The following is a 25,117-nucleotide window of genomic DNA, read 5'->3' on the forward strand; positions in this document are numbered from 1 at the left end:
ATAAAGTTAGTTTGTCTAGCATCTAAAAATAAAAATTGACGTTTCACGTTGTTTGTTTCGTTCAGTTTTCAAAGAACTACTTAGTCGCTCATTTGCGACTTCCTTATGTTAACATCTTCATCTTTCAATGTCAACTAAGTTTTTCATTTCATTTGTCGCTTGCGACGTTATTGTCATCGGCGACTTGTTCTATATTACACCTCTAATCTCTAATCGTCAATATGTTTTTATAAAAAATATAAAAAGGCTTATTTCTTTTAAAATAAGCCTTTTTATCACATATCATTCTATTCATTTATTATTTTTCTATAATTGGTAAAGAGACGATAAATTGAATAATACCATCCCTATATTCCGCTCGAATACTACCACCTTGCAACTCAACAATACTTTTCGCAATCGCTAAGCCAAGTCCCGATCCTTCCGTTACTCTACTTCGAGATTGATCCTTCTTATAGAAACGTTCAAACAAATTCACTAACTCTTCTCTCGTAAACTCTTCACTATGATTCGCAATTACAATTTGTATATCCCTACGCTGCCTTTGAAGAGAAACTTTTATCTCTCCATCATCTTTACTGTACTTAATCGCATTCATTAGTAAATTATCAAATACACGAACCATCTTTTCCGAATCAATCGATGCATAAGTACGTTCCTCAGGAAACTTCTTAACAAACGTAAGTCCATGTTCTTCCGCCTGCGGTACTAACTCTTCTATTAATTGCTCAAGCAACTCATTTACACATACTTCTTGTTTTTCTAATACAACTTGTTCATTTGTTAACTTCGTATACTCAAATAAATCTTCTATTAAATTCTTTAACTGCTCCGACTTTACAAAAGCAATTCTTGTATACTCATCATGTTGTTCTTTATTTTCATATTTAGAATCTCGAAGTAATCGTAAGTAACCCATAATAGAAGTAAGTGGTGTACGCAAATCATGAGATACATTTGTGATAAGCTCATTTTTCTGCTTTTCTAATTTACGTTCCTTTTCTATATTATTCATAAGCTCTTCCGCCATATTATTAATATTCTCAGTTAAAGACGCAATCTCATCTTCACCTTTTTTCTCAATGCGGTACGCTAAGTTACCTCTTTCTATTTCCTTTACACCTTGTGCCATTGCTTCAATCTGCTTCATCTTTCTCTTTGTTATATAGAAGAAAGAGAAGATGAATACAAGGACACCAATTAAAAATGGGAATGGTCCTTCTTGCGTGTCATATATTACCTCTCCCTCTGGAATTCCACTAACAAACATGTACAAATTCTTTCCTTCAATAGTAATAGGTGAAAAAGATATAAACTCTTTTCTTGTACTTTCAAATACATTTCTACCATCTGTATAATTAATCGCGAATGATGCTGCATTACGAATCGTATTATGCAAATCGATTTGCTCTTCTTGCGCTTGCTTTGTTTTATATAAAACTTTACCACTTTCATCAGTAACCAATATCTTCAAAGCTCTAGACCCTTGCTCTAAATTTTGGTTTTCCATTTCGATCATATTTGATATAGCTTCTAATTTATTTTCATGAACCGAACTATTTGCCGCTCCTTGAGCTTGGTGATTAATTTGTTCCATACCAGCCCGATAATCGATAGTTGCTTGACGATTCGCATTCTCAAAAAACGGCGCTGCTGCCTTTGCTGACAAAAGCCCTAATAAGGCACAAGCAGCAAAAGTAGTAATCAATTGAATCCTTATACTCTTTCGTACGCTCTTTACTAATTTCTCAATTAATTCTCTTATTTTCCTTATATAAGTAAACGGATTAAATATCTTTTTCAATCTTATACCCCACTCCCCATACTGTTTTTATATATCTAGGCTTCCTTGGATTCTCCTCAATCTTTTCACGTACTTTTCGAATATGCACCATTACAGTATTATCAGACTGGAAAGATCGTTCGTTCCACACCTTTTCATAAATTTGCTCCGCACTAAACACCATACCTGGATTTCTAGCTAGCAATTCTAAAATTGAAAATTCCCTCGGGGTTAGTTTCACTTCATCTCCCTCTACAATAACTTTATGGGTCGAGATATTTATTTTCATCTCTCCAATTTCCAGCTCGTCCTCATTTTGAATAGCAAAACCATTCATTTTCATATAACGGCGTAACTGAGATTTAATTCGTGCAATTAACTCTAATGGATTAAAGGGCTTCGTTACATAATCATCTGCTCCTGTTGTTAATCCTAAAATCTTATCCATATCTTGCGTTTTCGCAGAAAGCATAATAATAGGCATCTCTTTCGATTCTCTTACTTTCATACACATATGAATACCATCTACTTTCGGCATCATAATATCTAATACGACTAGATGCACTTCATTTTCTTCCAGTAAACGTAGCCCTTCTTCTCCGTCCCCTGCTTGCAATACTTTATATCCTTCATTCTTTAAATAGATTGTAATTAAATTCCGAATTTCTTTTTCATCATCCACGACAAGTATTGTTTCGTGTGCCACAATATCTCCCCCATCACTTTTTTAATCCCTAACTTCTATTATAGAAAAACTTCTGAAGAAAAACGCTCGGAAATCCTTAAGTTTTTCTGAAGACGCAAAAAAGGTCTAGACTCCCCTTAAGTCTAGACCTTTGAAAAAACCCCTTTTATCCCGCATTAACGGGCAGTAAGACTCCCACTTCAAAAACTGCCCAAATCAACGATGTTACGCGGCAGATCAACTGCCCGTAAAAGCCCGATTGGTTCAACTAATAATCAGGGTGGGGTTTCCCCCACTCTGATTAAAGTTTCACTTTATTTACGAACGTAGATGAAATATAGTACAAATAAAACTCCCATAACATACATAATCGGATGAACCTCTTTACGACGACCACTCACAACCATTGTAATTGGATAGAAGATAAATCCAATCGCAATCCCAGTTGCGATACTATACGTAAGTGGCATAGAGATAATTGTAAAGAATGCTGGCACTGCAATCTCGAATTTCTTCCAATCAATTTCCCCTAAGGAAGAAACCATCAAGATTCCTACAATAATTAAAGCTGGTGCCGTTACAGCTGGCGTTACAACACTTAGTAATGGCGAGAAGAATAATGCCAGTAAGAAGAATCCTGCTGTTACAACTGCTGTAAATCCAGAACGTCCTCCTGCTGCTACCCCTGCAGAAGACTCAATGTAAGACGTTGTTGTTGATGTACCCAAGATTGCACCAATTACAGTTGCAATCGCATCTGCAAATAATGCTTTTCCTGCACGTGGTAATTTATTGTTCTTCATTAATCCAGCTTGATTCGCAACCGCTACAAGCGTACCTGCTGTATCAAAGAAATCGATAAAGAAGAACGTTATAATAACAATACCCATTTGAACAGTGAAAATATCTCCAAAGTGCGTTAATGCAGCACCGAACGTTGGTTCTAGGCTCGGTATTGCTCCCACTACAGCTTTCGGAGTATCAATTAATCCTGTTGCTACCCCTAAGATCGCTGTAAGAATCATACCGTAAAATACTGCACCATTAACTTTCTTAATCATAAAGATGATTGTCGTAACAACCCCGAAGATTGCTAGTAACGTTGTGCCCTTTGTTAAGTCCCCCAACCCAACAAGAACAGCATCATTTTTCACGATAATTCCGGCATTTTGGAATCCAAGAAATGCAATGAACAATCCGATACCTGCTGCTACTGCAAACTTTAACTCCGATGGAATTGCATTGATGATTTTTTCACGAATACCTGAAGCAGTAAGAATAATAAAGATAATACCTGACATTAATGTTCCGGCAATGGCCGTTTGCCATGGAATCCCCATCGTTAACACTGCTGTATAAGCAAAGAACGCGTTAATTCCCATACCTGGCGCTAAAGCAATTGGATACTTCGCGAAAATACCCATAATTAACGAACCGATCGCTGCCGCTAATGCCGTAGCAACGAATACTGCACCTGGATCCATCCCTGTACCTGCTGGTAACCCTTTAACATTTCCAAGCGACAGCGTAGCAGGATTGACAAATAGTACGTAAGCCATAGATAGAAATGTCGTTAACCCTGCTATGAACTCAGTCTTATAATTCGTACCGAGCTCATCAAACTGAAAATAGCGTTTCATCCTACGTTTCCCCCGTTATATGATTACTCGCCGTATTTCCCCTAGCCCTCTTTTATCCCGAGAAATAAAAAAGGCTTCCATTGCATATATACATGGAAGCGTTCTATAAACAAAGACAAGTTTCCCCTCATCTTTATACAAACGCCTCGTAGTCAAGCCATTTACGGTAGCTAGGTAGAAACTTTCGGGCCATATCCCCGATATTATACGACGGCATAATATTCACTTTTCGTTTGAATTACATACTCATATTAACTCGCATAGGCACTTTTGTCAATTTAAAAACGAACATTTTTATAAACTTTTATACTTTCGTTCGTATTAATGGTAAAAACAAAAAGATCCATCTATTCATGAATGATAGATGGATCTTTTTTATTACAATACTATTCCCACTCAATCGTAATAGGTATGGGATAAGTATTGATATATAACTACTTCATCTATTTTTTAATTATTTGGTGAGGCAATTGGTGGTGAATAAACATATTATCGAGCATTCAACGAATTTATGCAAACTAAATAACAAGCAAAATCCCCAAATCTCTTTCTATCACTTTCAATAGTCCCCAACTCGTCAAACCACACCGAACTCCAATTTTGTTGTTTCATATAATTTGCAATTACTTTTAGATTTATCATAAATGTATTGTGTTGATGTGTTCGGGAATCATCAATGTCTCTACGCTCTTCTAACGTCTGTATACTCCATTCAGCACGAGTATTCGCATAAACGATGGCAGATTTAATCATATCTTCCCAAAACTCCTTAAAATCACTATCGCTGGAATTAGCAGACTGTAATATTTGAGAGTAAATTTCTTCAGCTTCTTGAAAAGTTAAACTATCTTTTTCTTCTAAATATGTTTTATACGTCAACATAAATCTCTCTCCATTCCCCATATATAGTATCCTTTTCAAAGGATGAATATCTTTTCGTTTCAGTATCATATTTTAAAACTGGAATATTGCCGCTTTTTTCAACAGTACCATCAATATAAAAATGACTTTCTCCATCCCAATAAACTTTTCCAAGATATTCTTTTTTATTTGCTATCTCCACACTTGAAATATGCCCTACAATAATATCTTTATAAAAATATCCTGTCTCAGCCGGGTACTTTTGTGTGAAATACTCTTTAGGAGTACCATGTTTCCACAAATCTTCGGCTTCTTCTAAAATACCAGCATGGACAAATATTTGTTGGTCTGTTTCAAAGTAACGAAGCTGTTTAGAAATATTCAGTAACCATTTCAACAAATCACCATGTTTCTTCTTAATAGCTTCCTTTAATGCCTCACTTACTTTTTCATATGAATAGGTTAAAGGCTGAAAAGTATCAAAAATCTCTCTATACTCCTCAACAGTAAGGAAACTTTTAAATGTACATATATCTGGCTCCTGAAATAACAATCGAAAATCATCCACTTGAGAATATAACCAATGAAGGAATATTTCATCATGATTTCCTAGCAAAGTAATAACTTGATCCGCATGATTTTCATGTAATTCTTTTATGTAATATAAAACCCTACATGAATCATTTCCCCCATCCACGTAATCACCTAAGAAGATAATTTTGTTTTCTTCATTCTTTAAATCAACATTTTTCAGCGAATCAATCATTTGATTGTAATAACCATGAATATCACTAATCGCATATATCGTAGCCATTTATTTATCCCTTCTTTTTTTTATAACTTGATTTCCGTTAAAGGTTATCTTCGTATATTCGGCAGTTTCTATTTTTATATTCCCTGACATCTCCTCAGCAATTGCCATATCAGCCCCACTCCACATATGAGCATAGTGTTTTAAAGTAATCTCTGGACTTGAATGCCCCATACGTTGAGATAAAACTAGCACCGATACATTAAATTCATTAATAAGGTATGAAGCATGTGAATGACGCAATCCCTTTGCTTGTATCTTTTTCACTTCTGCAAACTTAGAATATCGCTCAATAATTCGAGATATCGTTGATTTAATCATCGGCAAGCCATCATAACTAAACACAAAATCTCTTTCCTTACCTAAGCCAATCTCTGTTTGCCTACTTTTCCAGTCATTTAAAATTTTGACAGTGTCATCATCCAATGCTACTATTCTCTTTCCATCTTCTGTTTTCGTATATGAATTCCGTTTCCAATCCGTTCTGTTTTTCATAATAAGCATATGATGAATCCGTATACGTTTCTTTGTTAAATCAATGTCATTCCAATATAAAGCTGTTCCTTCATTCACACGAATCCCTGTCATATAATAGACCCACAACATAACAAAATTTAAGTGTTCATAAAAATCACCAATATAAATTTGATTTATCACTTTTTCAAATTCTTGTTTTGTCCAATAGGGTACAATAGCTTTTCCCTTGTTGATTGCCCTAACCTTTTTTGAAATATTGTATTCTAAATATTGCATTTCCACAGCTTTATCTAAGCTTTTACGAAATGTTCCAAAAACTAAGCTCGCATAGGATTGAGCATACCCAGCTCCTCCATTTTCTCGGCTTGTTAATAACCATGTACGAAAATTTTGTACGTCCTCAACTGAAATAGAACGGAGAGGAATAGAAGCAAATCTATCTCTTATCTTTTTCAATATTCTTTGCTTAATAGAAAAGGTACTTTCTTCAACTTCTGTTTGATAATACGGTATATACACAGTATTCATAAATTGCTCGTAAGTCATTTTATAGTTAGCGTAACTATTAACTTTATGATATTCTCTTTTTAATCGAGTTAACTCTTTATTAGCTTCGAACGCGGAAGAAAAGGGCTTTCCATTAACGTCTTTTCTTCCTTTTTTTCGTATTCGTTTTCCTGTAATCCGATCAATGCCAAATTCTGATTGATAAAAGAAATTCCCTTTATCATCAACATATACACCAGGGTATTTCGTTGTTTGCTGCGTTCTATTTTTCATTGAGAATTACTCATTTCTGTTATAAGAGAAACTCCTAAAATGGATTCCACCACATCCCTCGGTACTCTCCCTAGTCTTTTGTTGTTATAATACGGACAACCTTTTTGCACCATGATTGCTTTCGCTTGCCTAATTAGTGAAATAGCTTGATATTTCTTATATCCTAGTTTAATTAAATCATCTTTACATATTGTTGTACCCATCACAACAACCCCTTTCCACGCTAATATTCATCCTCACTCATAAGTTCTAAAACACGTTGCTCAATTAATGTTTGATCGGACTCAGTGATTTTTTCTTTTCCCATATGTATTAACTCTTTCAAATAAAGCTCAGCATATTTTTCACCGTATACACGCCTAAATGACTCATAGAGCATACTAATTGACTTTACCGTAGCATTCTCAACCCAATTTTTCTTTTTCTTTAAAGTGAGCTTTTCACGCTTTATTTTTAAGGGAATTGCCTCAATACCGTCTACAAATTTTTGCCACCATCTCATTGTAGGAAGTCTATTTTTATTATGTAAATCACTAGCACCCTTAGGTTGTGTCTTGAAACAATAATGAGCTGATAAAATACCTTTAACTATATTATTAAGTGGTTTCCCATTCGATATTTGAAGAGCAACTTGCATCGCTTTATTTCCAGTCAGCTCTAGTTCCCATCTGACCCACTTTTCAACATTTACAACTTCATCTGCATTATCTCTTCTTTCTTGTTTTTTATCATAGATTCGTAATATTTGCGGAGATGCACCAATATACAATGTAAAACCGGTCAATTTCCCATCAAGAATCCTACCACTATTTATTTCAATAAATTTATGACTTTTCGTACTTAATTGCCCTCGTTTCACATAATCCTGCAACGCTTTTACAGATGGAGTAGAATCATCAAAAATATCTAAAGCCAAATCTATTCTTGATACCTTACCTTGTATTTCTAAAATAACTGATACAAATTTGTACCAATGCCAACCATCAACCCTCGACATGTATTCTTCATATTGTCTACACGCTTGCCCAGACATATCTATAAGAACACTACTATGACTTCGTGAAGAATGAAGCTTTATATTCGCAAAGCTAATGCACATATCGTAAGTAGGATATGGAGACCCCTTAATCTCTGAAGAAAATTCAGAGATAGGGATTCCTAAAATTTCATTAGCGACTGTCGGTAACTCACTATTTGGAATCGAACAACGAAGGTAATCAATTAAGCACTGATTACTTCGCTTTTGACTCATGTACTTCACCAATAGTGTAACTATCAGCTTCAATTTTGAGTTCTGAATACTGCCATGTATCGATCATTGGCTTACCTTGTCCGACAAATGTTTTCTTTTGCACTTTTTTAGGTTTTACTTTAAGACCCGTAAATGAAATTGGAATAAATTCACCATCTTCATAATCATCAAAGATAGGTAGGCTATCTTGTTTTTCAATAACTACAGTAATAGGCGAGCCAATTTCAGTACCACCATTTTGTAATACAAGCTCAATAAATGGTCTATCATAAACTTTAAAAGTTATTACATACTTACCTGTTTCAACTAGCTCTCCATTTAGATTCTTTTCTTTTTCAATTCGAGTAGCAAAACCGTCTTTTTGTACTAACATTGCTGTAGGAACTTTAAATTGTTTAATGTCAAAATGAAAATCACCTAATTCGACATTTTCCGAGTCATTTAAAGAATGTAATCTTGACGATTTTAAAATTAATTTTCCCATGTTTCCAACCCCTTTTTATCATTCTTTAATCCCGAACTCTCGGAATTTCGAGCAACCTTCCAACCCTAGGGCCCCAACCGATTGAATCATTTCGATTGAGGGTATTACACCCGTGTTACTCAACGGGTGGCTTCGCTTAAATTTTATAGTTGAGCAAAAAACGCTCAACTAAGCCATCATTTTTTTGAACGTTTGGGACACTCCGTTCGGATGGCTCTGCCACCGCCTCAAACCTTCAAAAAAATGATGGTCAAGGTTGGTTGCAGTTGTTAGACTTAAATATCAGTAAACATTTAATATACTGTATTAGCTGATGTTTCTTTTTGTTTGCTCATTAATCTTTCTATTTCTGCTATAAAATCAAAATCTTTATCTATATAAGGCGTTTCAAAATAAACTGGAGCAGTGTGTTTGCCATCTATTTGGACGTAACCTCCACCTTTTTCAGTAACTGTCTTATATTCAACGTTGTTCGTATCAAATACCATATTATAGCCAATAGAGTCCATAGTCCCTAAACCAGCTTTAAATCCCATCTGTGCTCTTATATTCGTAGGAAGGTCATCTGCTGATGGTCTTTGCATTAATATTTCAATTGTCACACCTGCGGCACGGCCTTTCATAACTAGAACAAATACATAATCTAAGGCTTCACGCGCTACCTTCTTATCTACCGAATGTATGAATGCTGAAAATTCGTCGAAGACTATTATAATGGGCGGAAGACCAAAATCCCGATATGTCTTCCCAAAGGCAGATATATCATTAAAATAATCGGTATATCTTTGTTCCATCAATTCGACAGTTTCCCTAAGAATTCGACATATTTGATTCGCTTCTGTAACAACTTTATTTTCAAATCCAGTAACAAATCTTAGCAAGGAAAGGTCAGCCTTTTTTGGATCAATAATTCTCAAATCAGCTTGCGGAGATAAATTTAAATAACTCACAATTTTGCCCAATATAAAAAAAGACTTACCCGAACCAGTACCACCTACAATTAGAGAATGGGGAACCTTATGAAGCTCATAAGATATGTTCTCAGTAATTTTGATTTCATCTGATCCATTCATACTAGTAACTGTTGAATTTAAATCTATTCGTTTATCCTTATTCTTTAAGAATACATATTCAGCATAATCTACTGCCTTATTGGTAGAGTCTAGCTCTAAGCCTAAAGCAGATTCTAAATTCTCCCCTAATTTAGTTGCTTCATTGGTAAACCTGTCACCATCGCGTAAAATTCTTACCACTATATGCTTACTTGTTTCTCTATATTGAATCCGAATCACTCTAACAATCCGCTTTTCCCTAACAACTTTATCGTTTTTAGTGGTTTCAAAGTATTCTTCATCATATAATTTTAGAGAATTAATCATGTAAACGAGATTATTAGCAATCCAAGATTTATTTCTTTTAAATAAACCCAAATAGCCTCTCACACTAAAATAGGTTGTTATGAACCAAAGAACAATAAAAGTACCACTTAAGAGCGGGTTAATCAAACCTCCCAAAATGTTCATTCTAAGAGTAGAAATCTCTAAAAATTCCCACAATGCGCCCCATAAAAAAATAATAATAAGCAACCCAACAAATTTGAATAACAACGAACCTTGTTTTTGGGGAAACAATACATTACTCCATTGTCCATCTTTTTTGTGAGTTAAACTTAAAATCTTATTCCATATATAAAAAACCATAGATTACTCCCTTTCAATTCCTAACGTTTTATATTCACTCGGTTTTCTAACAACAAACCTCTTAGAGATCAGTTGCACTAGATGGAAACACATATGCTCTACCAAAATTCGTAATATCAGATAGCCACATACCTACTAGCAAATAAGCGATACTTAACGGTAAAAGAATCATTATGTACTCAAGAAAGAATTTGTTTACTACTTTTATTTTCTCTCGAAATTTTTACAATACAAGAGAGCAACTAGTTTTAGCCACTCTCTATTTAGGTTAGCGATAATCATTAAAGTCAATTCTTTTATGAGAGATAATGTCATCTAACATTGATGCACCTGTGAGAAAATGGTAGTGGTTTCTCGCATAATCCAACGCTTGCAATATCTCCCTAGTGTATTTAGAGTGAACAGACCCATGAAAAATAGCCTCTAACTCTTTTCTTCCTTTAGCTACCAAGCTATGGTTTGGAACTGTAATTGTCCCATAAATTCTTTTCCACTTTTTATGCAACTGCTTTAAGTGTTGCTTTGATAATCCTTGGAACATTTTTCATTCCTTCTTTCTTATAAAAATTAGTCTTCAATAATAATTTCTTCATCTTCTATGCGATAATCGCCATTCGAGACGGCAATATCATCTAAGTAACTTTCCATATACTCAATTGCTGCTTCTCTCTCTTCTTTCGTCATGTTTTTAAAATCTTCATCAATAAACATTCCAATTTCTCTCCTTTCTTTCTTAGTTTTGCAAGAGAAGGAAATCTCCCCTTATCAGCATATTTAACACCTTCAAAAATGTAGCTAATTTAACTACATTTTTAATTGTAGTTGATTTAGCTACAAAATTCAACTTAAATCATCTAAAATCATTTTAAATATAAAAAAAGCTAGTAAAATTAGTATTTAAACTAATTTTACTAGCCTTAAATTTCAAATTATAAAATAGAGATGCCTTTATTTTTGAGTAAAGCAGCCTTAACAATTAGCTGTATACAATACCCAACGTTAACTCGCTTGCCACCTAATTTATCAGGAAGAAATTTTTGCATTTCTTTTACACCATCTATTGTTTCATTGCTTAGATTCAATGATGTTACGTTACCGTTTGTATTGTTATTTTCTAAACTTTCTATTTTCATATCAGAAATTTTTATTATTTCTTTTTTTATTTTAACCCAATTTATATCCTCTAAATTTTCAGGAGACGTACTTAATAAATGATAAGCTTTGCTTACTACATGGCCTTGGCCAAGTGTTAAACCACCAAATTCAACATTATAAATTTTTTCTAATTCATTGATCCATCTCATTGTATCAATCGACAAACGTACTGCTAACCTCACATAACTTCCCTCCCTCAATATTTATTATACATAACAAATAATCAAACGTTATTTTATTTCAATGCGAAAAAAAAAAAAAAAAATAACGTTTGATTATTTGTGGGGGGATTCATTATAATTTAGCCTATTTCACACAAATTATTAACATTCGACTGTAGATCAATACGTTTATCTTTGTGTTTTAAAGAAAGTAAATTGAGCATAGTTTACCATCATATTAGTAGATTCTAATTCCATTCCCAAACTTGATTCCAATTTTCCATCCTAGTTTAGTCGCTTCATTTGTAAATTGAACAAAATAAAAATTACTAAGAGGTATCATCAACTCGCTGTATTTTTTTTCGAGCTTTCAAATAAAACTGAGATATCTTCTAATGTTATGAGGTTTTGTTTTATTATCGATTCTATTACCTCTAAACCTATTTTTTCAGAGAACTGTTTTTTTTCTTCAGAGAGAAACTGAGTGGAAGCATCATTATATAATGATTTTAATTCTGGTATTAATTTACTGTATAAGTAAATAATAAAGAAAGTATTATTATCTTGAAATTCAAGGAGTTTCAATACCGCTGATTGATTTGTATAAATTTGAGTATTAGACTTATCATCAACTGTAAAAACAATGTCTATGTCTTTATTTTTCAACCTAGCAGTAATTGTTTTTAGAGTTTCTCCGTTACTTATAAAAGCTTTAGTTATTATAAGTTCCGATGTTTGATCTGATGTTCCTTTAAAAATGTTTTGTTCATCACCGATATTACCAATAAAACCACTTATATTCATTAACTTAAGTCCGTCTGCTAGAGAGCCTTTATTCTGAGTAAACTTAAAAAATAGCCAATTAAATAAATCAGATTGAATATCATAAGTATAATCCTGCTTAGCTATGTAATTGGTTCCAATAAGTTTTTTTACCCTCTCTACATGAAACTCATTTGATGTGCAAATAATTACATAAACAGAATCATTCATACAAAAAAAGTACGTCATAACTTGAGTATCGTTAATTCTGTCTGCTTTAGGAAGAAATTGACCAATTGAATTCTTCTTTCTTTTCTTTGTATATTCAATATTTGCAGTAGCAAACATAAATTGAGCAATATTCTGGTCAGATTCTTCATTTGCTTCAGTTAATTCAATTTCATTTAGTTCAGATGAGTCTTCCCATTTATAATAAAAGTTTTTTTCATCATCAGATAAAGTCTCTGCTTGCTTAGTATCTTTTTTAGATATTTTAAGTGCTTCAGCATAACTTTTATTTAGTATATTTTTTTCTACATCAGCCAAACTAGTTATCCCTGTTAGTTTAAACAATTTACAAGTTAATTTAGAAACTGCCAATTCTATTCCCCCTTACAAGTTACTTTCAATGGATCACACTCAATTGATAATAAAGTCCCTGAGATTATCCTTGTAATATATCCGAATTTTTCTGTTGTTATCACATAATCCAAAGCAGTCACATCATTTTTCACTCTAATAGGCTTTACTTTAAACTGTTCGTTTAATATATGACTTCTTTCTGGAAAAGTCTTTCCTTTAATTTCAATTTCTCCGAGTAAATCAATTGAGATATTTCGTTCTGATAATCTAAATGCCCCAGCTGTATCTGAATCCCACTTATCAAAAAAAGAAACATCTAATATTTCAGGATTAAAATATATATTAAGTTTTAATCCCATTTTTTTTATCAATAGATTCGAAAGCCATCCTCCTGGATTAAGAACAATTTCTATCTCAACATCTTTTTCATCATATTCACAATCATTTGGTATAAACTTATAATTACTTCTTTTTGTCCCATCTAGTTTTGTTACCAGTGAGACATTCATTCTTTTTATATTAGCTTTTATTTTCGACCATACATATGAAGTTAAAATTAATACAATTGCTATAATGAATGTAATTACAGCACTTAAAGCTGTCTTCTTTGCAATTTCATTTTCATAACCTAATGTCTTTAAAATACTATATACAAAGTTCTGTTGATCAGTGGCTACAAATGCAACAATCAGTGTAATTATAAACGTTTTTAATGATTGAATAATTTTATCTTTCATACAAGCATCACCGGTCCAAAACCAAGAAAATCTATTAGTTTTTTAATATCATCAAGTTCATTTTCAGATAGATCATCGTCTATTCCTAGTACACCATTTGATTTTAAAGTAACCATGTGGCGATTTTTTGTGCGGAAGTAAACTTTCATGATCGGATATTCAAAGTCTTCTATAACTGATTTTAATAGTTCCGAATCAAATTCTTCACCATCTAATACATCCTCAATATCAATATTTTTAAATTCACAATCGACGAGAGTTAAATTGAGCCTTTTTTGTGCTGTTATAAGATCTAAAAACTTATGATTACTCATTATAAGTTGTTTTACTGTACTCTCCAAAAAGATTTTATATATATTATCATCCATTAACCAGTCATTAAAAGATTGAGGAGAATATTGAATTCCATAAGAATATCCATTTTCACCCACTATGACATTATTCAAAGATATCTGCTTATAAAAAGGTTTTTTCTTATCATTTGGTTGAAATAGAATTTTATAGAAATTCACAATAGTTTCCTCCTTTTCTAATAGCTAATATTAAAACAGCTATATATATTATGACAAGATAATTAGCTATGGAATTACCCATAGTAATATTATACCAAATATAAACAAAAGTATAGTTAAAAAAATGTCTACTTCAAAAAGATGATACATGAAGCTAGAATCATTTCCTAAAAACCCCACCAATACTTGTTGTATTGGTGGGGTTTTTGGTGGTAAACAAGTTAATATTTAATTGTTTTCAGCCATTACATAATAGCTAAAACGTTGTTAGAACAGTAATTTCACTTTAAACAATGTTATATCTTTATTCCCACTCAATAGTTGCTGGTGGCTTACTCGTTACATCATACACGATACGGTTAACGTGTTTTACTTCGTTTACGATACGAACAGAGATTTTCTCTAGTACGTCCCAAGGGATACGTGCCCAGTCAGCTGTCATACCGTCAATAGATGTTACTGCACGGATACCTACTGTGTAATCGTAAGTACGCTCGTCACCCATAACACCTACGCTACGCATACCAGGAAGCGCCGTGAAGTATTGCCAGATTTCGCGGTCTAATCCTGCTTTAATAATTTCTTCACGTAAAATCGCATCAGATTCACGAACGATTTCTAATTTCTCTTCTGTGATTTCACCTAATACACGAATACCAAGACCAGGACCTGGGAATGGTTGACGCCATACGATTTCATCAGGAATTCCTAGTTCAGATCCTAATACACGTACTTCATCTTTAAATAACGTATTTAAAGGCTCAATTAATTTGAACTGCATGTCTTCTGGAAGTCCACCAACGTTATGGTGAGATTTAATTGTTTGTGCAGTTGCTGTACCACTTTCAACGATATCTGTGTAAAGTGTACCTTGTGCTAAGAAGTCCATACCTTGTAATTTAGATGCTTCATCATCAAAAACGTAAATGAATTCGTTACCGATGATTTTACGTTTTTGTTCTGGATCTTCTACACCTTTTAACTTGTTCATGAAACGTTCTTGTGCATCCACTTTAATAACGTTCATATGGAAGCCTTCGCTAAATGTTTTCATAACGCCTTCTGCTTCACCTTTACGAAGTAAACCGTGGTCAACGAAAATACATGTTAACTGATCGCCGATTGCTTTATGAATTAATACTGCTACAACAGAAGAGTCTACGCCGCCACTAAGTGCACATAGTACTTTTTTGTCTCCAACAGTTTCACGAATCTTTTCTAATTCTACTTCGATAAAGTTCTCCATGTTCCATCCTTCAGAACAACCACATACGCCGAATACGAAGTTTTTAATTAAATCGTTACCGTGCTCAGAGTGACGTACTTCTGGGTGGAATTGTACACCGTATAAGTTTTTCGCTTCATTGCTCATACCAGCAATTGGGCAAGACTCACTTGTTGCGTCTACTACGAATCCTTCAGGTAAACCAGTTACTAAGTCGCCATGGCTCATCCATACAACTTGCTCTTCTGGAAGGTTCGCATATAATTTTGATTCGTTCTCTACTTTAAGAACAGCTTTTCCGTACTCACGGTGGTTGGCACGCTCTACTTTACCACCGAAGTGTTGTGTCATAAGCTGCATACCGTAACAGATACCGAAGATCGGTAAACCTAGTTCGAAGATTTTTTCATCACAATGTAATGCACCTTCACCGTATACGCTATTTGGTCCACCAGAGAAAATAATCCCTTTTGGATTCATTGCTTTAATTTCTTCTGCAGTAATTGTATGTGGATGAAGTTCACTGTATACACCGAACTCACGAATTCGACGTGCTATTAACTGATTGTATTGACTTCCAAAATCTAAAACGATAATTGTATCGTGTTGCTTCTTCAAAATAATCACCCCAACGTTAGTTCTCGTATATAAATATTTTCACCAATTTGGCGAAAAGCATTACTAATATAATAAAAAAAGCCAGTCCTCCGCCTCTAGTCTCATAACAAAGAAAAGGCAGGGGTCTGGCTTTATAAAGAAAGATAGTCTCCGCTCTTTATAAATATAAGACACACTGCCTTCATAGTCAGGTTGTTTACGGTAACCCGGTAGAGACTCTCAAACCATATCATTGAGGATATATGAAGGATCGTTTTATATTATCTTCCTAGATTCTAACAATGAAGTATCTATATGGTCAAGAGAGAAAGCGACAAAATTCTACAGAAATTCATTTCCTTTTCTAAAAAACATAAAAAAACATCCATTTCTATATAGAAATGGATGTTTTTTAGGGCAAACGGAATTACATCATTCCGCCCATGCATCAGATATATAAATAAGAAGAAATACGACTTTTCCCAAACCTGTAAAACCTACGTTTTTTTTAATTTAGAGGATAAAAAAGAAAATAAAAAGTAAATGATTATATATGTTTCGTGACCGAAATGTGACCAAAAAATAATATATGAGAGATACCCTCCAAAGATTTTCTTTATTCATTTCTCACGATACATTTCGCTCCGCAAAATTGCTTAGCGAAAATACACTCATTCAGAGTCCATTTTTGGACAGCGAGTGTGAACCAGTAAAAATTTAATCGTCTTCTTTCAGACAATACAAAGGGTATGAATAATATTCACAACCTTTTCATCATCATCTACTTTTTCAATCATTCTTGATACTTGCGAGTGCTCAATCCATTCAGGTTGCGCCTCCTTATGACGCTGATATTCCTTTGAGCCAGTTAAAGAATTCTTCTCTAAGCACTCGTTTTCGATTGCCTATGTTGATTAACGGAAACCCTTTGTGTCTCATGATTTCATAAACTGTTGAGTTAGAAACAGCTAATATTTGTGCTACATGATCCACATTCAATATAATTGGATAATCATTCACTTTTTCATAAGTCACTGAAAGTCCTTTTATCTTTTCTTCTGTTGTTTGTTGTCCATCTTCTTGATGAGATTGAAGTAATTCAATGGCTTCCCAAAATTCTTCATCGCTCCACCCTTGTTTTGCAGCCCATTTAGCAATGCGTAAAGCTCGCTGGATAGTTGATTTTTTTACGCCTGTTCCGACTGATTTCTCTTTATTTTCCGGCATGTTGTTTCTCCTTTTTAGTTGAAATATGAATAAGTTAGCTTTGAAGTATTTTAATACCTTTACCTCATATGTTAGCTAAATCATATATAAAATAACTTATTGGACAGGTTCTATTTTGACCGTGAATTTATGGAAACATAAGATTTACAGTTCCCTCCTTAAATTGGTATGATTTTCTTATGAAAAAGGGGGGAGATTTTTGAGTTTAAATATGTATTTAGGGGAAGTACATACCCAAACACAAAGTATGAATGCTGTATGTACCGCTACCATTCAAGGTATGGAACAAGCTATTCAGTCGATTGATGCTTTTGCAATTGATACTGTTCTACAAGGAAAAACATATAGCAGTGCAAAATCATTTTTTGTACAAACCTTTCGACCTTTGGCACAAGGAATCATATATTTGTGTGAAGAATTAATTCGTCAGAATGATGCTTTTCCAAGTCAATTTCAATCACAAGTCGCTTCTACAGATGTAATTGAACAAGAGATATTAGAACAAATTCGGGAAATTGACCGAATGATAGCAAGTACAGAAGCGCTCAACCAAACTATGCCGATCCCAGGCATGGACGCTATGGTAAATCTTTTTGCTGTTATGAGGCGTAAACTGCAAGAAAAGTTAGAACATCTATATGAATTTAATTATACTTCTAGTAATAATTATGATACTGCACTCCAACTAGCCGCTAGCATTGCGACAGGTTTGGCAGAAGTTCAAAGTGGAAAAGGTTTTAGTCCCGCCAGTGGTACATTTAGTACACAAGGGTTGAATATGGAGTGGGTAGCCTCTATCCAAAAAATTGCCGAGGAAAAAGTTCGCGAAGATGAAATAAAAAAAGCAATTGAAAAAGCAATTGCTTTACGAGAACAAGAAGCTAATAGACCATGGTATGAAAAAACAGCTATCAGTACTTGGGAATTTATGAAAGAATTTTTTCAAGGCGCTGGCAGCGCGGCTTTCGAAAGCGTTATTGGACTAGAATCACCTGATAATGATGAATTAGAAAGCAAGTTAACTTATCAAGCGGGAAGGTTCACGGGAAATGTTATAGCAGGAGCAGCTTCCATTATAGAAATTCTAGAAGGCCTTACCGTCATAGGCGGCTCTAATTTTTTAACTCTAGTCGCAACAGTAGGAACTGGTGGATTAGCATCACCAATTGCTATTACGTTTGATGCAGCTGCTACAACGGCTGGAGTTAGTCTTGTTGGACATGGTGTATTTGTTGGGCGTAATGCAATTCAAAATGGTAAGGATACTCTTCAAAAGTTCCAGTCTTCTTCTAATGGGACTAGTGGTAGAATAAAGGAGAAAGCCGATGCTAACAGCCTTCAAAAATCCCAGTCTTCTAGCGAGGTTGGTAATAGTGCAAAGAATACAGAAAAAATACGGATTGTTGATGGAAAAAAACAATATAATGTAAACGGAAAATGGTTAACAGATAAACAATTTTCAGCTCTTCGTCAGAAAGCTGTTCGCCACGCATGGAGACAAGAGAAAGAATTGATTAAAAAAACTGGAAAAGGAACGAGAGATTGGACCCCTGCAGAAAAACTAGAGTTATTACAAACAGGAAAAGTGAAAGGCTACGAGGGACAGCATATGAAATCTGCTAATGAATATCCTGATTTTGCTGGTGAACCAGATAACATTCAATTTTTAAAGGGAAGAAATATGGATGTAAACGAACATCTTGACGCCCATCGTGGGAATTATCACAATCCTACAAATGGCTACTATACTCCTAAGAATGATAGTATGACTGACTTTGGAGACGTTGTGCCTTGGAAACATGAATAGAGGGAGATGGTTTTATGCTAAGAAAATATTATTCAAAAAACAATCATTTACAACCATTTTTTGAGGAAGTTAATAAATATGTAGATGGTATTCACAACCTAAATAATGGAATCAACTTAGAAGATATAACAAGCCTTCAAAATGAACTTAACATTCAAATTCCTGATATATATAAAGATTTTCTCCAAGTGTGTAATGGTGGAGAATTATTTATACCTGGAACAGTCCTGTCAGAAATTCATACAGCTGCTCAGGGCCCAAAACAGCGTGGTGGCTCCTATCTAAATGATTCGTTTAAAAAAGAACGAAGACCGACAAAGATGCCAGACACGTATTTAATCATCGCAGATTTAAACTATGGTGACTCGATATGTATAGACTTAGAATCAAGCAATGGATACGATGCAACGGTAATACAATGGGATAGGGAGACTCACAGCGTTTCTAGATCATGGAATGGTTTGGCGGAATGGTTAATGGATACCTTAGACGAAGGATCATTACTAGTAGATTATGATGGTAATGAAAAAGATTTAGACTTTTAACATGAATAGTAAAAGTAAAGCCACAAGAATTTAATGCTCTTGTGGCTTTTTATATAGCTGACTGCAAAACTTTACTAAAAGTAACTATATTTCAATTAATCATTATATCATTTTAATAGCGTAAAAAAATCCGACTCACAAGAGCCGGATTTCTTCGTTTATCGAAACCACTTTATACTGTCCTATTCGATCTAATGTTAGCATTTCTTTTCAATGATAATACTACATTAGAATTATCATTTCTAAATTTAGCCAGTGTACCTTCTTCTAAACCAGTCAATGCTTCAAACATCTCTTCACGTAGGCTCAATTGATACTCATTTGAAAGTTCTTCCAAAATGCTATTACCATCAAAAACATCATTTTCAAGCAATGTAAGAATTGATTTTTTAATTAAAACTGGGCTTGTAGGCTTAGATTGTCCATCTAATGGTTCTTTTTTTCTCCAACCATTTTTACTCATTTGTCTCTGCAAATACGAATATTGATTGAAAGTAATTACTCCTAAATTGTATGCCCTTCTAATCATTACTCCCACAGAAACATGCCACTTCTTCTTCATAAAGACATAATGGTCTAGATCAATAGGGAACATACTAACATCTCTTATAAAAGGTTCTTTAGGCAATAGAAACGCACTAGCAAAGTCATTTGCCTGCTGTTCCATTTCTCTTTCTTCATCTTTAGACAATGTAGATAAATCAAGATAAGGTTCATGAATCAATATATGAGCAAGCTCATGCGCTGCATCAAATTGTCTTCTATACCTACTACCTTTATCATTTCCTAATACTACAAAATAAATATCTGAACCATTTATTTTCCTTGTCTGCGTATATGCATCAATTTCAGCCACATTTATCCTTGAGGTAGAAACAATTATTCCATTTACCTCCAGGAGTTCAACCATATTTTTAATTGGTTTATCTTCTAGTCCCCAAAACTCCCTGGCTTGTACAGCCATTTCTTCTATGCTCATATTATCTACATCTAAAGTAGGTAAGTTTTCTTTAGGCAAATCAATATACTCATTAATAAGCTGATAAATAATTGAAAGAAAATCTAACCTCAACTTCTGAGCCTCAAGATCCTTCTTCAAAGTTTTCGCAAGCGCTCTAAAATAAGCATTACCTACTTTATCTGTAACAGTATCATCTTCAAAATAGAACTTTCTTGGGAAGCCTAGAACTCCCTCCAGTTGAAGCATGATTTCTCCACCGGGTGGACTAATATTTTTTTCGTACTTAGAAATCATTTGTTTAGATATTGAAAGCTTTTCCGCTAAATCCAATAAACTCATTGCATTAAAGCGTCTAGCTAATTTCAATCTTTCTCCATTAAATTTAGATGTAATCATCTTAAAAAATCCCTTTCTATGAGAAGAGCGCGATTTTATTCAGATGTTTTCTTGCGCTTTGTTTTCAGTGGAACGTCCATGTCATGTTGTTCTTGTTCTTGTTGTTTGTTATCCGTATCACTATCATCATTAGCAGCAACAGTAATAAAGTCACTCCAATCCTCTTCATAAAGCGTATCTAAATTTTCATTTAATATATTAGCTTTAACGGATTTTAATTCATAGCCTTTCATATCAAGACTAATCACACAGAATTGTTCAATTTCACAAGGACATACCCGAAGCATTTCATCATATATTTGACGAGCTTCATCCTCATCATAATCAAAACCCCAAGTTAACTGGGCCTGGATCGCTCTTCTCTGATTAAAATCTAATTTCTCCACGAAATTCACATTACATATACCTGACAATGCAGAAATGTAGTACATCACTTTAGATTTTATCTTCCCTTGTTGCCTAGCCTCAAGATTTTTCTGAGACAGAAAGAAAAATAAAGTTTTACTTGTTGTATCAACAAGTCCTGCAACTTTCCAGCCATTCCTCTTTGTTTTAAATGCAGTAAACTCTTCTGTATCATTCCCAATTTGATGGGAATATATAAAACTCCATTTTGCCATCCCATGACCATTGTTAAACCCATAGTCAGTTTCTAATCTATCGCTAGCCTTAGACAACGACGCTTGAACCCTTTGAATGATTTGTTTAATACTATCTCCATCAACATTCAGTTTAAAAGGCAAAGACGACACTCCCATTCCTTAATATTTTGTCCTCTTATTTTTACATTTTATTTAAAAAACGTCAACCCATAAACTTATATTTTCGAAAATAGTCAATAATGTTCTTTTTCTAATTAAAAGGGATATCAATTTCACATCAATATCCCTAAAAATCACATCATACTTACAAATATAGTTAAACTATTTAATCTCCAAGCGATACACAGTTGGTTCTACCTCTGAATAGATTAGCTTCCCATCTTTAAAGCACCGTTAATCTTTCGGATTAATTCCCTCCTTTCAAGCTCAAACAGAGTATGATCAATTTGTTCTTTCATCAACAAATGCTGGCGCTTGTCACCTTCCACAACAGTGGTATCCGGATATGCCGGATTATAGACTGGACTAATCTCACTTAAACGAGCCTTTAAAATAGTCCTATACTCTTCTTCGTATTTGGTTTCCCAAGTTGAATTTTCATCTACAAAGGTAAAAGATACTTGTGATAATTTACCGCTAGTCACTTCCTGGTATACCTTTTTCCCTAGATCATTATCAGGAAGTATTAACTTAAAACTTAAACCTACGCTATCTTCTTCCAATGTTAAACTACCATCTTGAATTTTCCCCAAAAACTTATTCTTGTTATGGTTAAACAATGCAATTTGGTCTTTTTCTTTCAAGGATTCTTGAAAAGCCCCTTTTTTCACTCGCTCATAAAATTGCTTTCTTTTCGAATATATCTTAATAGACCATTTGTCCCATTTAACTGCATAACCACTGATTATTTTTTCGTTACTCTTACTACGTGTTGTTAATTTAAGTTCTCCAGCTGAACAACGTATTTCCATTTATATCACATCCGATACCATACAAATTATTAATACGTTGCTCTACTCATAGCGCGTTGTCTATGTCCATCAATAATTTCATGATTAATCGTTTGGATTTCCAATTGTTTCCCTTGCCACATGTAACCATTATCCCCTCTATGTTGAGGAACATAATCAACTTTCTTAACCGAATTAACTTTGGAACGAATGGTCTCACCAAAGTTTTTATATTCACCATATTCTTTTTCGTAGTTATCTACTAAATTATGATATTCATCTCTAACCTTTAATATTTTGGATGCCAACTCTTCCAACATCTTATACTTTTTATCCACAATCTTTTGCGATTCATCCACAACTCCATCAAGATCTACAATTTCCGTTAATTTCGTATCTTGTAATTTCTCAATTTTTTTTTCTTCTTTACGTATTTCAATCTCCTTTTTCAAAATGAGTTCTTCAACATCGACTGATTCTTGTTTTTTGAAGAAGAATTTCTTAGGATTCAACTTGTTTAACACTTGCTGTTTATCATCTGATTCAAGCTCTTCAATTTCTTTCTTTAAGACATTAATCTTGTTCTGACTCTCCGTAATTAATTGTGACGGTCTAGCTAATACCTCCAACATTTCATGGTATAAATTTGCCTTTTTCATCATTTCTTCATAGTTCATTGTTATATCTCCTTTTATTTTTATAGTTTCATTACATTTTATTTATTTTTTTCAAAGTATCTTTTATCTGTTTTAAAATACTCATTCTTAATTCTTCTTCCTTGCTCATTTCAAATTTAGCCCTAAGTTCTCTGTGAGTCATAGATGCGGTCTCATATTGTCTAGTCATTTTCCACACCTCCCTTCAAGTTAAATTCGACAATTATCGACAAAACAAAGGTATAAGATCCCCACTTTTTTCAATAATGTTTGTAGTACAACAAATGAAGTACAACAGGCCTCCAACCCTTGATACGATTGGATTTATAGGGATTTTTCATTTGTCACATTTGTTGTATTCTAACAGGTGTGACACATAGTGTGACAAGCTCAAAACCCTTGATATATCTATGTTTCTAGCTCTTTTTGTAGTAAAACACCCCCTTTTATTTTTTAAAAATCTTTCCGAGGTGCACACTTGCCTCCCTCTGCCCTATCTCCCAAAGCATGCTTGTCTTTTATTTTTGATAGGGGGGGTTATAGATTCACTCTTTTTCAACATAAACTCTTTTGACGTATAAACCATTGTTTAGGTACGTTTCACCATTTTCAGCTTCTTTCATAAATCCCTTTAAATTCACCTGTAAATGGTATCTTTTATCTCTTTCAATATGGTAATAAAGGATACTTTCATCCTTATAAGCTGCACAAAGCAATTCTCCACGTATATCATCAATAAATGAGAATAAAATCAACTTACTATCTTTAAATCGAATGCTTTTTACATGTCCAAATAGATCTATGCTTACATTTTGCTCCATATCTTCCACAGTTCTATATCCTCCTATCTTTAATCTCCCACAAACTTGATTTCCCTCATAATCTCAGCATGTTTTTTGTTAATATAGCCTGTACTATAATTTAACTCATCTGCTACCCGTTCTAACGTCATACCATCAATATATTTTAGCTTAAGTATTCTATTTTCTAATCCTTTGAATGTACTCACTAACTTTTTCAGTTTGTACATATCATTCAGCTTATGAGCCAGTTCATACTCAATTGCTTCAATATGTACTTCTACTTTTGCGCCATCTGACTCAGCAGTTAGACGAACATTCTGTAAGTCGCCACTGATCCAGCGTTTTAATTCAGCCTTTGTTTTATCTAAGTTGCATTCCAAATAAGCAATGTCTTGTTCTAATTTCTGATAGTCTTTCAACCAATTCAATTACATATCACCTACTTAGGTTTACTCTTTGATCACAATCTCTTTACCTGATAGTTTCATCTTCTTAAGAACATAACCTGTACGAACATAAGGACTATCTTCCTCAAAACAATGTGCATCCCTATGTCCTTCACCTGTACCGTGATGGTGAAACTTTCTACAGTACTGACACCATGTACTAAGATTTCCTGCTGTGTCTCTTTCTATTGCTAATACGATTGGAGATTTTTTAGTTGCCATTTCTACCCTCCTTATTCATTAGAGTTACATGAACGTTACAAGTAATATTAATAGCTTGTAACCTCGCCACTCCTTACTCTCCCAAGACATTACTCTCTTTTCGTTACACAGTTACATAAGTTTTTTTAAAATATAGTACATATATGTGTAATCTGTTTTATTAAATTCTTTTTAATAAAGAATACATATATATACTATATTTGTTTGTAACTATGTAACTTATGTAACTATTAATTGATAAATCCTTATAACACTTAGTTTCTTAAGGTTACATAAGCAAAAATAAACTTGTAACCTT

28 protein-coding genes and 2 riboswitches are annotated in these 25,117 nt (G+C 33.8%); of the genes, 2 read left to right on the forward strand and 26 right to left on the reverse strand.

Going from position 1 to position 25,117, the window contains the following annotated elements; translation table 11 throughout:
- Positions 1–298: 298 nt before the first annotated feature.
- The 18 genes from ampS to ASE54_RS23575 form a co-directional block, all read right to left on the reverse strand.
- Positions 299–1,804 carry an aminopeptidase AmpS gene (gene ampS, locus ASE54_RS23490; protein ID WP_000719208.1) on the reverse strand — a complete coding sequence of 502 codons (1,506 nt, stop codon included), beginning with the start codon at positions 1,802–1,804 and terminating at the stop codon, positions 299–301.
- Positions 1,788–2,489 carry a response regulator transcription factor gene (locus tag ASE54_RS23495; protein WP_000929890.1) on the reverse strand — a complete coding sequence of 234 codons (702 nt, stop codon included), beginning with the start codon at positions 2,487–2,489 and terminating at the stop codon, positions 1,788–1,790. Before ASE54_RS23495 ends, ampS begins: the two co-directional genes overlap by 17 nt.
- A 293-nt stretch (positions 2,490–2,782) precedes the next feature.
- A complete protein-coding gene (locus ASE54_RS23500) occupies positions 2,783–4,108 on the reverse strand; it encodes an NCS2 family permease (protein WP_000833094.1) in 1,326 nt (441 codons plus the stop codon).
- Between the two features lie 129 nt (positions 4,109–4,237).
- A riboswitch (purine riboswitch) is annotated at positions 4,238–4,339 on the reverse strand.
- A 258-nt stretch (positions 4,340–4,597) separates the two neighbouring features.
- Positions 4,598–4,990, reverse strand: coding sequence for a hypothetical protein (locus tag ASE54_RS23505; protein WP_000959067.1), 393 nt, complete (start codon positions 4,988–4,990; stop codon positions 4,598–4,600).
- Positions 4,977–5,783, reverse strand: coding sequence for a metallophosphoesterase (locus tag ASE54_RS23510; protein ID WP_000201447.1), 807 nt, complete (start codon positions 5,781–5,783; stop codon positions 4,977–4,979). Before ASE54_RS23510 ends, ASE54_RS23505 begins: the two co-directional genes overlap by 14 nt.
- Positions 5,784–7,037 (reverse strand): site-specific integrase, encoded by a 1,254-nt coding sequence (locus ASE54_RS23515; protein WP_000797625.1) that lies wholly within the window; start codon positions 7,035–7,037, stop codon positions 5,784–5,786.
- The gene (locus ASE54_RS23520; RefSeq protein ID WP_000537368.1) at positions 7,034–7,240 is read right to left on the reverse strand and encodes a DUF3173 domain-containing protein; all 207 of its coding nucleotides are present in this window, start codon (positions 7,238–7,240) and stop codon (positions 7,034–7,036) included. The genes ASE54_RS23515 and ASE54_RS23520 overlap by 4 nt, the downstream gene beginning before the upstream one ends.
- 20 nt (positions 7,241–7,260) lie before the next feature.
- Positions 7,261–8,289, reverse strand: a complete 1,029-nt coding sequence (locus ASE54_RS23525; protein WP_000078900.1) for a replication initiation factor domain-containing protein — start codon at positions 8,287–8,289, stop codon at positions 7,261–7,263.
- The gene (locus ASE54_RS23530) at positions 8,270–8,773 is read right to left on the reverse strand and encodes a hypothetical protein (protein ID WP_000517197.1); all 504 of its coding nucleotides are present in this window, start codon (positions 8,771–8,773) and stop codon (positions 8,270–8,272) included. Before ASE54_RS23530 ends, ASE54_RS23525 begins: the two co-directional genes overlap by 20 nt.
- Positions 8,774–9,066: 293 nt before the next feature.
- Entirely contained in the window at positions 9,067–10,473 is a 1,407-nt protein-coding gene (locus tag ASE54_RS23535) for an FtsK/SpoIIIE domain-containing protein (RefSeq protein ID WP_000232354.1), read from the reverse strand.
- Positions 10,474–10,741: 268 nt separating this feature from the next.
- Positions 10,742–11,014 carry a hypothetical protein gene (locus tag ASE54_RS23540; protein WP_000486217.1) on the reverse strand — a complete coding sequence of 91 codons (273 nt, stop codon included), beginning with the start codon at positions 11,012–11,014 and terminating at the stop codon, positions 10,742–10,744.
- Positions 11,015–11,040: 26 nt separating this feature from the next.
- Positions 11,041–11,184 (reverse strand): hypothetical protein, encoded by a 144-nt coding sequence (locus ASE54_RS36475; protein WP_000469287.1) that lies wholly within the window; start codon positions 11,182–11,184, stop codon positions 11,041–11,043.
- Between the two features lie 218 nt (positions 11,185–11,402).
- Positions 11,403–11,810, reverse strand: coding sequence for a hypothetical protein (locus ASE54_RS23550; protein ID WP_001234757.1), 408 nt, complete (start codon positions 11,808–11,810; stop codon positions 11,403–11,405).
- A gap of 321 nt (positions 11,811–12,131) precedes the next feature.
- Complete coding sequence (locus ASE54_RS23555) at positions 12,132–13,151, reverse strand: hypothetical protein (protein WP_000301200.1); 1,020 nt, start codon at positions 13,149–13,151, stop codon at positions 12,132–12,134.
- A gap of 2 nt (positions 13,152–13,153) precedes the next feature.
- Positions 13,154–13,870: a hypothetical protein gene (locus ASE54_RS23560; RefSeq protein ID WP_000653264.1), complete on the reverse strand. Its 717-nt coding sequence runs from the start codon at positions 13,868–13,870 to the stop codon at positions 13,154–13,156.
- Entirely contained in the window at positions 13,867–14,382 is a 516-nt protein-coding gene (locus tag ASE54_RS23565) for a hypothetical protein (protein ID WP_001012361.1), read from the reverse strand. The genes ASE54_RS23560 and ASE54_RS23565 overlap by 4 nt, the downstream gene beginning before the upstream one ends.
- 304 nt (positions 14,383–14,686) lie before the next feature.
- A complete protein-coding gene (gene guaA, locus ASE54_RS23570; RefSeq protein ID WP_164468883.1) occupies positions 14,687–16,228 on the reverse strand; it encodes a glutamine-hydrolyzing GMP synthase in 1,542 nt (513 codons plus the stop codon).
- 161 nt (positions 16,229–16,389) lie between these two features.
- Positions 16,390–16,491: riboswitch (purine riboswitch) on the reverse strand.
- 553 nt (positions 16,492–17,044) lie between these two features.
- Complete coding sequence (locus ASE54_RS23575) at positions 17,045–17,431, reverse strand: helix-turn-helix domain-containing protein (protein WP_001114722.1); 387 nt, start codon at positions 17,429–17,431, stop codon at positions 17,045–17,047.
- 199 nt (positions 17,432–17,630) lie between these two features.
- On the opposite strand from ASE54_RS23575, the gene ASE54_RS23580 reads away from it, so the two are divergent.
- Positions 17,631–19,238: a T7SS effector LXG polymorphic toxin gene (locus tag ASE54_RS23580; protein ID WP_000056024.1), complete on the forward strand. Its 1,608-nt coding sequence runs from the start codon at positions 17,631–17,633 to the stop codon at positions 19,236–19,238.
- A gap of 14 nt (positions 19,239–19,252) precedes the next feature.
- Complete coding sequence (locus ASE54_RS23585; protein WP_000944936.1) at positions 19,253–19,783, forward strand: SMI1/KNR4 family protein; 531 nt, start codon at positions 19,253–19,255, stop codon at positions 19,781–19,783.
- Positions 19,784–19,955: 172 nt separating this feature from the next.
- Here ASE54_RS23585 and ASE54_RS23590 read toward each other — a convergent pair whose 3' ends face one another.
- From ASE54_RS23590 to ASE54_RS23620, 8 genes are all read right to left on the reverse strand, one after another.
- Positions 19,956–21,140 (reverse strand): ImmA/IrrE family metallo-endopeptidase, encoded by a 1,185-nt coding sequence (locus tag ASE54_RS23590; protein WP_000633107.1) that lies wholly within the window; start codon positions 21,138–21,140, stop codon positions 19,956–19,958.
- A 35-nt stretch (positions 21,141–21,175) separates the two neighbouring features.
- The gene (locus tag ASE54_RS23595; protein ID WP_001116079.1) at positions 21,176–21,883 is read right to left on the reverse strand and encodes a DUF5986 family protein; all 708 of its coding nucleotides are present in this window, start codon (positions 21,881–21,883) and stop codon (positions 21,176–21,178) included.
- Positions 21,884–22,110: 227 nt separating this feature from the next.
- Positions 22,111–22,713 carry an HK97 family phage prohead protease gene (locus ASE54_RS23600; RefSeq protein ID WP_000405630.1) on the reverse strand — a complete coding sequence of 201 codons (603 nt, stop codon included), beginning with the start codon at positions 22,711–22,713 and terminating at the stop codon, positions 22,111–22,113.
- Positions 22,714–22,742: 29 nt separating this feature from the next.
- Positions 22,743–23,369, reverse strand: coding sequence for a hypothetical protein (locus ASE54_RS23605; protein WP_003258353.1), 627 nt, complete (start codon positions 23,367–23,369; stop codon positions 22,743–22,745).
- A 31-nt stretch (positions 23,370–23,400) separates the two neighbouring features.
- On the reverse strand, positions 23,401–23,538 hold the full coding sequence (locus tag ASE54_RS36480) for a hypothetical protein (protein ID WP_164468882.1): 138 nt from the start codon (positions 23,536–23,538) through the stop codon (positions 23,401–23,403).
- Positions 23,539–23,893: 355 nt separating this feature from the next.
- Positions 23,894–24,178, reverse strand: a complete 285-nt coding sequence (locus tag ASE54_RS23610; RefSeq protein WP_000389898.1) for a hypothetical protein — start codon at positions 24,176–24,178, stop codon at positions 23,894–23,896.
- Positions 24,179–24,198: 20 nt separating this feature from the next.
- The gene (locus tag ASE54_RS23615; RefSeq protein WP_001104310.1) at positions 24,199–24,579 is read right to left on the reverse strand and encodes a hypothetical protein; all 381 of its coding nucleotides are present in this window, start codon (positions 24,577–24,579) and stop codon (positions 24,199–24,201) included.
- Positions 24,580–24,600: 21 nt separating this feature from the next.
- Positions 24,601–24,819, reverse strand: a complete 219-nt coding sequence (locus tag ASE54_RS23620; RefSeq protein ID WP_000201675.1) for a hypothetical protein — start codon at positions 24,817–24,819, stop codon at positions 24,601–24,603.
- Between the last annotated feature and the right edge of the window lie 298 nt (positions 24,820–25,117).

The sequence above is a fragment of the Bacillus sp. Root131 genome (assembly GCF_001429475.1).
GTDB classification, from domain to species: Bacteria; Bacillota; Bacilli; order Bacillales; family Bacillaceae_G; genus Bacillus_A; species Bacillus_A thuringiensis_S.